The organism is Corallococcus aberystwythensis (assembly GCF_003612165.1).
Taxonomy (GTDB): domain Bacteria; phylum Myxococcota; class Myxococcia; order Myxococcales; family Myxococcaceae; genus Corallococcus; species Corallococcus aberystwythensis.
In genome coordinates this window covers 1-445 of sequence record NZ_RAWK01000577.1, presented here as the reverse complement: position 1 = coordinate 445, position 445 = coordinate 1, and the positions used below count along the sequence as shown (strand labels likewise).

The 445-nt window shown below is 67.6% G+C and carries 1 protein-coding gene; it reads right to left on the bottom strand.

Annotated elements, in window-relative coordinates:
- Positions 1-74 precede the first annotated feature (74 nt).
- Entirely contained in the window at positions 75-272 is a 198-nt protein-coding gene (locus D7W81_RS42180) for a hypothetical protein (protein ID WP_147445857.1), read from the bottom strand.
- Positions 273-445 lie beyond the last annotated feature (173 nt).

Here is a 445-nt window from a genome sequence, read left to right as displayed (position 1 = left end):
CAGCACCAGCAATGACGGCAGCGCGAATCGCACGGCGCATCCTCGCACCCACTCGAGGAAAGCACCTCACGCATTCACGCGTGCACAGGCTCCCCACCCATGGGCCCGGACCGGTCCTGGTCGCGCCGCGACGCTCGCTCCGCGTCTTCCCTTGCCCACCGCGCGTCATCGTCGCGGATGTTCTTGTGCGCGAGCGCCCCTCCGATGAGGACTCCACCAATCACCAACATCATCAACAGGACTCCCACCACCACCGCGCCGACGATGAGCATCTGCACCACCTCCATCCCCAACGGTGCATCGCACCCGCCCCTCCCGCAGGCCCGGGCCGGCATGCCCTGCGGGACCTTGCCTCCCTGTCCGTTCCCGGTGCTCCCCTCCTGGCAATGGACAGACATGGGACGCACCTTCGTCAAAGAGCCGCCGGGACGCCCCACATGGAGGT